This is a genomic window from Pedobacter sp. KBW01 (assembly GCF_003852395.1).
Lineage (GTDB): Bacteria > Bacteroidota > Bacteroidia > Sphingobacteriales > Sphingobacteriaceae > Pedobacter.
Map to the genome: position 1 here is coordinate 1 of NZ_QAJQ01000038.1, position 10,277 is coordinate 10,277.

Here is a 10,277-nt window from a genome sequence, read left to right on the forward strand (position 1 = left end):
TAATTTCAGGACGAGACAGTATTCACCTGTTTTCGCGCATAGTGGCCAGCTTTTTCGGTCTATATTGTTCACTCTATTTTGCTTCAAAATGGCCACTCGGCTCATTTTAAGCGGCTTTAAGCTTTCTGGAAGCCTGACCGGACTCATTATTGTTTTGCATAGAGAAATTAAATTGTCGATGCGCTAAAGGCCTTAAAATCGAAACTTATAAATCTTTTGTTGGAGTATTTTTATCGAGGGTAATTTTCTTTTAGCCCAAGGCTAAATTGTCCTTTTAGACGCTGAATATTGCCTTCTAAGGAATCAGGTGGAGGGTCAGTGGACCAACAATTACGAATACTGTTTGAAAAATGACCAGGTCAGATTGGGCCGGATTGGATATATTTGGGTCAGTCTTTAGGATACCATCAAGATCAGATGGTAAAAAATGGGGTGTACAGTTTGGAATGAGAATCACTGCACACTTTTAGCGAAATCCCCAGCTAAAGAGTATATCACGACAAGTGAATATGGATTTATATAACTTGCTCATTTTTCAGTTAACTTATTAACGGAGTAAGCGATATTAATACAAAACGGATAGGACCAATCCCAGTCAGTTTTGCATAACTATAACTGATTATTTAAACTTAATTTCCTTTAGTAAATCGCTAATTTTTTGATTTTACCAGGGTATTTAATGGCCAAATTTCCCCTTTCTGCCACGTCTTGGTTCAAATCATAAAGCTCTTCCCTTGATTTCCCAAAGACAGGGAAATATTTGCATTAACAATCGCTAAATTACCATTTCAAGATGGGCTCTCTATCATATTTAATGGATTATCTTATTAGAGAACGGAATTATTATCTCCAATACCTTTTCTACCCATGATCCGCTCTAAAGACCTAACTAGCCTGTCAGGGTCTATAGGTTTTAAGAGATAACTTACGGTACCAAAAGAAAAAGCCTCCAGCGCATGTTGGTCATAAGCGGTAACAATAATAACATCGGTATTAATTAGAGGCCCCAGCTTATGTAGCAGTTGAAAACCAGTATTTACCCCCAGGTTAATATCCAGGAATAAAACATCAGGTTCATGGGTTGATAAAAAATCCAGCCCTTCATCGAAATCCATCGTATTTCCAATAACTTCCACAGCGTTGGAACAATAGTTATCCAGTAAAAATTGTAAGGAGTTTATAGCCCTTTCTTCATCATCGATAATGTACGCTTTTAGTCTTTTTTTCATAATATTATACTGCTAGGTAAATCTCTGTAATAATTCCATTTGGCGAGTTTTCATAAAAAGAAATGCGATTGGAATTGGTTTTATTTTTCAAGTTCAAAAAATCCAGACGCTCGTGAATCATATACATCGCATGCTCAGGCCTTAGGGGAATAATGTCCTTCAATTTTCCCCTGCCATTATCAGAAACCCTAATAACGAGCAGTTTTTCGATGCATAAGAAATCAATATCCAGGTGAGCAGCATGGATACTGCCATGAAAGCCATGCTCAATTACATTTTCAATAATTGGCTGTAATAACATAGGGGGAATGCATAACTTCATTACGCTGTCATCCGCATGTATCTCAAAACTGAATTTATCGCTGAAGCGTTTTTGTTGGATATAGAGATACTGTTCTAGAAACACGCATTCCTGAGAGACCGAAATGAGACTGCGTTGATTGAATTGTAAGATATTACGTTGTAGGCCGGCAACCTGTTGCAGATAACGGATGCCATTGGGAGTATCCTTCCTTATAATAAAATCCTGAAGAGCATTTAAGGCATTGAAAAGAAAATGAGGATTAAGTTGGTTCAAAAAAGCCCTGTTTTCTATTTCCAAACTTCTTAACTCCATCTTCATTTGCCTTATCTTTTGCAAACCCCTACGTTTCAAAATCAATACTGTCAAAGCGATAATGACCAAAATTAATAAACAGGCAACCAATAGTTTAAAGACCGTGGTTTGATAAAAACGGGGTTTGATCTCCAGGATATAATGACTTATACTAGTTCTTCCATTCCCAGGAAATGCGGCACGGATACTTAAGGTATATATCCCAGGCGGAGTGTTGGTCACAGTAAAGGTATCTCCGGAAAATGAATTCCAAATAGGAGAGCCACCGATAAGGGTCATCGCATAGGATTTAGTATAATAACCATGCTCTGGATTTAGAAATTGAAGCACAAAACTAGCCTGCGAGGCCCGGTCGGCAGGAATTAAGATACGCTTTGATATCGGAAAAACCGTCGTATCCCTTGTGGTGATATGCTCAAGTTTAAAAGCTGGAGATTTAGCGCTGAGGTCTTTAATGGATTGATCTAGCCGCAAGTACCCCTTATTGGTTAAAAGATGTATCTTATTTTGACTCAAATCAAAATCCTGGATCGATAAGACGCTAGAATAGGTATTAATATGGAAGATCTGACGGATGTTGTAGCTTGAAAGGTCCATATGAGCGATTGCAAGCTCACTACGAAAAAAAGCATCCCTACCGGATACCAGGACTTCATCAAAGATGCCACCACTGATTTTTCTTATTGAGTTTAACTTATTATCGGCTTTAAAGACCCCAGTGGAACTGCATATTAAGATATTACCTGCATCGAGAAAGTAAATATCTGTTATCTTACCTAATTTTGCTACAGAAATACGCCTGAGAACCGAGCGCCTCTTATAATTAAAAAGAAAAAGACTATCTGCATCAGAGTAAAGAACGGCCAAGTCCTCGAGATAATCTCCCCTTCTAAATACTTTTTCACCCGGAAATTGAATCGTGAGTTCATGCGATTGTCCTGCTGGTATGTAGCGAATCAGGTTCCTTGCAAATCTCATCCTACCATCGTGCGATGCATCTTTTAAGGGGATATTGTTTGGACGGATAAGGGATTTGTACATGAGCCGCTCAGCAGGGGAGATTCTGGGATCAAAAGAAGATAGAGGTTGAATGAGCCCATGGGCAGCATCTATTAAAGATATATTGCCAGTATGCTCATTAGAGATTAAAGCTAAAGAATCGTTTATAGCCCGGAAAAAGCCTTTCTGTTGTGATAGCCCTTGAATCCCCAATAAGCGAAGATTGTAGGAGGGACGATTGATTATGAAAAGCCCCTTTTCCTCCATACTATAAGCTATATTTCCAGCCAAAGACTTGCATACTGAGTTACAATAGCCAATGTCGCTTACGCGCTGAAATAGGCTTTGAGCAGGATCTCGAAGAAAGCCTTTAGCAAGAAATAAACCTCCTGAAGGGCCGTAAATACTTAGATATAGATCATCACCCAAAACTTCCAGGTCACTTATAAAGGTTCCTTTTTCCAAAAGGGAGTCTACATTTACGAATGAATATAATCTCCCGCCATGTTGAAGATAAATCCTTCCGTAAATCATTAAGGTTTGATACTCTCCGATTCTTAAAAAGTTTCGAACGAATAATTGTGGTGTTTTCAAATGCTGACTGGAAATAGCTTCCCAGCTTACCTCCCGAAACTTTTTTGGATCAAATCCCGGCAAATCCGTGGCATTGCCGTAGAGAAAGTTCTTATAATTCAAGCAGCTCTGCGGATCTGAAACAAGTCGATCTCCTTTTAGAAGCAATCTGTTGGCACGGGTTAAAAAAACCAGACCTTTCGGATCGCCATAGCCATACATCAGGGCTCCAGATATATGCTTGCCCATATTAATAGCGCTAACCTTTTTACTTTTAATGTTAATCTTACTTAAGCCCGTATTGTAACCCAGGGCATATAGTTCGGAGCGTTTGGCATCCAAAAAGAGATTGACTACATCGTTATCCTTTAAGTTGTAGGACTTAAATTCAGTGCCGTTATATTCGATAAGCCCCTTATTTGTTGCCATCCATAAGATACCCTGGTCATCATACAAAAGCCTGTAAATCGTATTGGTCGGTAGCTTAGAGTTATAACGGTTATATTCAAAAGATAACAGGTTACCTTGCGCTATCACCAGAGAGGGCACAAGTAGCACAATAGAAAAAACAAGTATTTTAGCTATCGCATTAACAGGCAATCTGATATAGCTATAGACCGTGTAAAACCGATAGCTTAAAATGTTAATCTGTCCATGATATGTATAACAATTTTTTTTCAATAAGGTAATGATTGGTAAAATAGTAGCGTCAGTAGCTTTTGTTTAAAACCTATGGAAGATAGTTAAAATTATCATTTTTGGAGTCTAAGGAGAAAAAATAGCAATTCAATCAAAATAAACTCACAATAGCTTAAAGTAGCGGCTTCGTTAAAAGACTGTCCTGATTCTTATTCCAATTCTAAAATGAAAAAATCATATAAAATGGATTTTTGAACAACAATATAATCGAAGAAAGAATACCGCGGATTTATATTTTCTACCATGAATTTCCTTTCGCAAAAGTTAAATAAATGAGTGCGTATGTCAAAAGATTGATACGTATAGTGCAGATTTACAGGTAATAGCTAAATTAGACCTGTCTATCGTCCCCCGTTTTGATTTAATTATTTTTTTATCTAAAAATTAATTATCTCAATGAGCACACCTTTAAAACAAGGAGAAATCCTTGAGCGCCTTATACGTAAAGACCGTATGGGAATTAGCGAGCTTTCAAGAAAACTTAAGGTAAGCCGCAGAACAATCTACAATTGGTTTTCCCAGGAGCGGATCAATCAGGAGATCATCTGGCAGGTAGGCAGCTTGCTAGGACAGGATCTATCTACCGCTTTCCCTGATTTCTTTCCAGTTTCCCCATTTGACCGGATTAAAGACCAGACTACAGAAATCGCCAAATCAGATCAAGCTGATTCAAATACGGTATACTTTTGGATGAATAAGTATATTCTATTATTGGAAAAATATAATGGTTTACTTGGCAAAGAATTTGAGCCCAGTGCAATAGGTAAAAGAAAGAGATTTTCGCTAACTAGCGAAAGGGAAGAGGTATCGCTGTATTAATACGATAGTCTTTTTAGATCAATAAATTAGGTATTACTTTTTACTTCCAGCAAGCAGATTTTGGTATTGCGCTGGTTCGATGATACAGGAAACATCACCCATTGTTTCTTCGGTGTACAATCAGGATTTCAGCGAAGATTTTACCATAGAGCTGAAAAGCGAGTAAGAGCTTAGCTATGAGTATATCTGGCGGCGGTAACCGCAGATATTATAATAGCGAGCCTTATAAATAGATCTACAAGCCTGGAGTAGATGCCGTGTTATCTTGTATAATTCCAAAAGATGGAAGGGAGAATAACCGCTATCTTGCAGAACGTTTTTATAACAGATTGGAAATTACAGACAGCACCAAAATCCCAGGACTGTTAAAAATGATCCCTATTGAATTAATGCGGTGCCTCCAGTTCATCGTCCCGGTCAAATTCAATATGATTCAGATTACCCAATTCTGCGGAGCGCGGATGGCGCAACTCGATTTGTTCAGCCAAAAGATGTAAAATTCCCAGATCAATTTCTCCGGGATTCTGACAGACATGCAAAAAGTCCTGACTGTTATGTCCCAGACTGGCCACAAATGCCCCGTTGATAAACTTTATACTTGCAGCCTCCCCAGGGATGGTGTGGGGTATTGTTCCACCTTAAAATGGTATTGAAGTTCAGAACTGATAATTACAGCGTATTTTTCCATAGTTCACCTTTTGAAATTATAACAATGCTTTCATAACCAGAGTTTTGTATCACCGATGTATTGCTTACCCATCCTTATGTGATCAGAGATGGAAAGATCAGCGAAAATCCATATTACCTGGAACCCTCATCATTAATATCAAATGTTTCGAATTTCCTATCCACGCCGCTGAAACCCTAGAGCTGCGATTTTTACGCTTTCCTCATATAAGCAAAGGGCAGATCCCAATACAAGGCACCAGATCAATACCACGATTTTAGCAAAATAGAAATCGCAAAACCTTATATCAGTTCAACATGCATTTTAAGTATATTGAGCAGTAAATAACGTTCAGCTTCATGACAGAAAAAGAAAAAGCTATAGCCGATATATATAATGCCGTTAAAGCTACATATCCCCAAAACTTGTTATATGTTATGCCAGTTGAGTTAAGCAAGAAGTTAAAGTCCTTCATGCTAATCAGGGAAGATCTATCATTTGTTTCAAACATTGTCCAGGAGCTAATTTCTTTAAGAGAATCAGGTAATTCAAATCCCACAATAGAGCTTGCACTATGGCAATCAATTTTAATTACCTACGGAAAGTGTTTCACAGAAAATAAAACAGGATTTTCAAAACTGGAGAAATCCCTGCTTGAAAAACATGATAACAAGTACGAGTTATTGCATGAACATTTAATGGAGCTACGCCACTCCTATATTGCTCATCGCGGTGATACCGCACATGAGCAAGCGATGGTTTTCATCAAGGTATCCAAAACTGGGGTAATGTTGGATAGAGATACCGAAGACATAATCATAGCAAGGAAACAAGCAAGTCCGAGAGTGAGTGATCTTAAGGCCATTAAAGACTTAGTAGACTTATTAATAAAAGAGGCTACAATCAAAATCCAGAAAAGCGGAGATAAGGCCCATAATGCATTTTTACAAAAGTATACGCCAGAACAAGCAAAATGTTTTTTGGTTAATAAGATGAGCCTATAGTGGGTATTTCAGGGAAAATGGCCGCTCGTTCCGTTTTCAAACTGACGCTTCATTCCGCTCCAAACTGACGCCTGATTACGGAGCAAAGTGGCCGTTTTGGTTGTTTTAGCCGCATTTTTAAGGGATAGCTTCCAGGAATAATCTTTCGATTTTAAGCGCAATTAAAGCTTTTAGGCTGCTTCTATGATCGCGGTAACGGTGTTAGTCCAATAGCCTGCCGGAACGGCTTATATCGCATTTTTTGAGTTTTCGTAACTTGGGATTCAGAAAAGTCTGATTTTCGGGTTTATTTGATTCCAGGATGGATTAATTTGGTTTAAGCTGAATTTAAAATGCAGTTGGTGGGAGTGGTCGGTATTTGTTCAGAGGGAAAGGAACGATATTGTATTTACCCGGCAATCCATTTGGCGGCCACTTTGCACTGAAACAGAGGGGGCATTATTGATGAAATATACACCATAAACGTCAGCTGAAAAACGAGAGGGAATATGCAGAAAAAAACTCCTTAGGATCAAAGATCTTTTGATAGAAGGGACCATTACCTCAGAGGAATATCGAGCACACAAGATTGAACTCGAACACAAGGTAGAGCGCTTAGAACGTCAGGAAACGGCGAAACCGATAAAGAAAGGAGAATTTGCAAACCTTGCCGAAAATCTAGTGAACACCTTGGAAAATCTCGAACATCTTTATCTGGAGGCTGGAATCGAGGTTAAGCGAGAAATCATCGGAATTTTGTTCCCAGAAAAGCTCGAGTATGAAAACGGGCATTATCGAACACCTAGACTGAATAAAGGAGCTGAGCTAATATACTTGATAAATAGTGATTTAGGGGGTAAAAAAAACGAGACAAGCAGTGTCAAAACTGGCTTGTCTCGTGAGGTGCTCCCGACGAGATTCGAACTCATATCGATGGTACCGGAAACCATAATTCTATCCATTGAACTACGGGAGCAAGGCTGCAAATATAGAAAAATCAAAATCATTTAGTAAAAATATATCGGCTATTTTTAGCCATTAAATATAAAAGCAGCTGAGCCTTTGGACCTAAGGATATATTTTACGTTAAAAAATGATTAAATCATTGTTCCTGTTTTTAATTATCAGTGTTTATGATCGTTTATTTTCCAATTAAGGGCCTTCCTAAGTGATTTTTAAAGCGCCGGTATTGGCTTTTTTAGAAATAAAAATGCACCTTTGCGAACCGTTAATAGAGGTTTAGGCATGTAACAAAAAATTAGTTGTTTATGGAAGAAATGGTTGTAGAAGAGATTCAGGAACTGCTTGAAAAGGAAAACGATAAAGCTTTAAAGCAATATCTCGACCAACTAAACATTTCGGATGTTGAACAACTTATTGATGAACTGCCGCAATATGCGGCCAAATTTATCGAAACCCTATCCATAAACAGGGCGGTAAATGTTTTCCGGATTCTTGATTTCCCAACCCAGGAGCGTATCATTAAAAAACTTTCAGGCAATAAACTGAATCAGATCATTAAAGATCTGCCACCCGACGATCGTACGGCACTTTTTAGTGAACTGAAAGGTGATGTGGTAAAAAAAATGATTACCCTGCTACCTGCCGAAGAACGCAAAGAATCGCTTGCACTTTTAGGTTATAAAGAAGATAGTATAGGGCGTTTAATGACCCCCGATTACATCGCTGTAAAGCCAGAATGGTCTATTACAAGGGTTTTGGCGCACATCAGGCGATACGGTAAAAACTCCGAAACCATTGATGTGGTATATGTGATCGATAAAGAAGGTGTATTGCTCGATGACATTAGGATCAGGGAGGTTTTATTGGCCGATCCAGAGGCAATTATTGGCGAGCTAACCGATAAACGTTTTATTGCTTTAAAAGCCAACGATCCGCAGGAAGATGCAATCAATATCTTCAGGATGAATAACCGCGTAGCCCTACCGGTAGTAGATGAGAACAACATCCTTTTGGGTATTGTAACCGTTGATGATATTTTATGGATTGCCAACGAAGAATATACCGAGGATATGCATAAAATAGGGGGTACCGAAGCGTTGGATGAACCCTACCTCGATATGCCGATTTTAAAGCTAGTAAAAAAACGCGCAGGTTGGTTAATTGTACTCTTTTTGGGCGAAATGTTAACTGCCACTGCGATGCAGCATTTCGAAATTGAACTCGAAAAGGCGGTTGTATTATCGCTTTTTATCCCTTTAATTATGAGCAGTGGCGGTAACAGTGGTTCTCAGGCCTCAACATTAATTATACAGGCCATGGCGCTTGGCGAAGTAACCATTGCAGAGTGGTGGCGTGTAATGCGCAGGGAATTGGTTTCAGGGGCATTACTGGGCATCATTTTAGGTACAATCGGTTTTATTCGTATTATAACCTGGCAAGAGTTGCACCTATATAACTATGGACCCCACTGGTTTTTAATTGCTACGACTATATTTTTTACCTTGGTGGGTATTGTGCTGTGGGGCAGTTTAATTGGTTCGATGATGCCAATTATTCTAAAAAAACTAAAACTCGATCCGGCCACCTCTTCGGCGCCCTTTGTGGCTACCATGGTAGATGTTACCGGTATTGTGATCTATTTTAGTGTTGCAGTTTTAATTTTAAAAGGCGTATTACTTTAATCCCTCAATAATGCAAAAGAAAATTACTACCCTCTTTACCGATATTGGCGGCGTTTTATTAACCAACGGTTGGGACAGACATGCGAGGGGAGAAGCCTCGGTGTTGTTTAACCTCGATTCAGTTGATCTGGAAGAACGTCATCACCTTACTTTTGATACCTACGAAGTGGGTAAACTAACTTTAGATGAATACCTGGAACGTATTGTTTTTTTTGAAGAGCGCAGTTTCAGTTACGATGATTTTAAAGAATTTATGTTCAAAAAGTCGTTGGCTTATCCAGAAATGATTGAGCTAATTTGCGAGTTAAAAAAGAAATATAATCTTAAAGTTGCTGTAATCAGTAACGAAGGCCGCGAGCTTAATCAATACCGAATCAACACCTTTAAACTGAACGAATTTGTAGATTTCTTCGTTTCATCAAGTTTTGTGCACTTCCGTAAACCCGATGCAGATATCTTTAAAGTTGCTATCGATATTTCGCAAAGCGATGTTGAAACCAGTTTGTATATAGATGACCGTATGTTGTTTGTTCAGGTGGCAGAACAATTGGGCTTAAAAGGTATTCATCATACCGATTACGAAGATACCAAAGCGCAGTTGGCTGCTTATGGGCTGGAGGTTTAATTTATAGCACTTCCTATATAAAAGAAAATTGCCGTTATGATCGTGTAAGCGAAAATAGCGGCAATCTTTGTTTATAAGATGACTAGTGTTTGCACTCCGACTTCGCTACCAGACAGTTCCAATAGAAGAATCGTTATTTCGATCCGATAGCTATCGGATGGAGCCAGCCGGTTTTTCACTGGCAGTGGAATGGAGAAATCTATAGAGACAGATTTAGCTTCGCTGAGCACTAACGTGGTTCTCGGCTATGTTGGCCTACGCTTGCAATGACGACCTCGAAAGGTTGTCACCCAAATTGATTTATATTCAATAAATTAACCCTCCATGTTACATACTCAGATGTAATCCGTGCTATCGGTACCTCCTGTGGCTGAAAAGCGTTGAAAACAAAAAAGCCACCCCGGTTTGCACTGCCCCCAAAA

Annotated in this window: 6 protein-coding genes and 1 tRNA gene; 4 read left to right on the top strand and 3 right to left on the bottom strand. The window is 38.8% G+C overall.

The genetic code is table 11. The features are described from left to right. Positions 1–827: 827 nt before the first annotated feature. Complete coding sequence (locus tag DBR40_RS25350) at positions 828–1,229, bottom strand: LytR/AlgR family response regulator transcription factor (RefSeq protein ID WP_124562528.1); 402 nt, start codon at positions 1,227–1,229, stop codon at positions 828–830. 4 nt (positions 1,230–1,233) lie between these two features. Then, positions 1,234–4,017 (bottom strand): sensor histidine kinase, encoded by a 2,784-nt coding sequence (locus DBR40_RS25355; protein ID WP_124562529.1) that lies wholly within the window; start codon positions 4,015–4,017, stop codon positions 1,234–1,236. A 495-nt stretch (positions 4,018–4,512) separates the two neighbouring features. Between DBR40_RS25355 and DBR40_RS25360 the strand changes: the two genes are divergently transcribed. Both DBR40_RS25360 and DBR40_RS25365 read left to right on the top strand, forming a co-directional pair. Next, the gene (locus DBR40_RS25360; protein ID WP_124562530.1) at positions 4,513–4,935 is read left to right on the top strand and encodes an HTH domain-containing protein; all 423 of its coding nucleotides are present in this window, start codon (positions 4,513–4,515) and stop codon (positions 4,933–4,935) included. Positions 4,936–5,961: 1,026 nt separating this feature from the next. Continuing rightward, positions 5,962–6,606, top strand: coding sequence for a hypothetical protein (locus DBR40_RS25365; RefSeq protein WP_124562531.1), 645 nt, complete (start codon positions 5,962–5,964; stop codon positions 6,604–6,606). Positions 6,607–7,489: 883 nt separating this feature from the next. Here the strand turns inward: DBR40_RS25365 and DBR40_RS25370 are convergent. Next, positions 7,490–7,561: transfer RNA gene (locus tag DBR40_RS25370), tRNA-Arg, on the bottom strand. Between the two features lie 292 nt (positions 7,562–7,853). Here DBR40_RS25370 and mgtE point away from each other — a divergent pair. Together mgtE and DBR40_RS25380 are read left to right on the top strand one after the other, a co-directional pair. Beyond that, positions 7,854–9,230 carry a magnesium transporter gene (gene mgtE / locus DBR40_RS25375; RefSeq protein ID WP_124562532.1) on the top strand — a complete coding sequence of 459 codons (1,377 nt, stop codon included), beginning with the start codon at positions 7,854–7,856 and terminating at the stop codon, positions 9,228–9,230. Between the two features lie 10 nt (positions 9,231–9,240). Next, a complete protein-coding gene (locus DBR40_RS25380) occupies positions 9,241–9,855 on the top strand; it encodes an HAD hydrolase-like protein (RefSeq protein ID WP_124562533.1) in 615 nt (204 codons plus the stop codon). Positions 9,856–10,277: the final 422 nt, after the last annotated feature.

Bases quoted from the DNA above. Each gene is read 5' to 3' on its own strand.
- DBR40_RS25350 (WP_124562528.1), bottom strand. From the start codon at position 1,229: ATGAAAAAAAGACTAAAAGCGTACATTATCGATGATGAAGAAAGGGCT.
- DBR40_RS25365 (WP_124562531.1), top strand. From the start codon at position 5,962: ATGACAGAAAAAGAAAAAGCTATAGCCGATATATATAATGCCGTTAAA.
- DBR40_RS25360 (WP_124562530.1), top strand. From the start codon at position 4,513: ATGAGCACACCTTTAAAACAAGGAGAAATCCTTGAGCGCCTTATACGT.
- mgtE (WP_124562532.1), top strand. From the start codon at position 7,854: ATGGAAGAAATGGTTGTAGAAGAGATTCAGGAACTGCTTGAAAAGGAA.
- DBR40_RS25380 (WP_124562533.1), top strand. From the start codon at position 9,241: ATGCAAAAGAAAATTACTACCCTCTTTACCGATATTGGCGGCGTTTTA.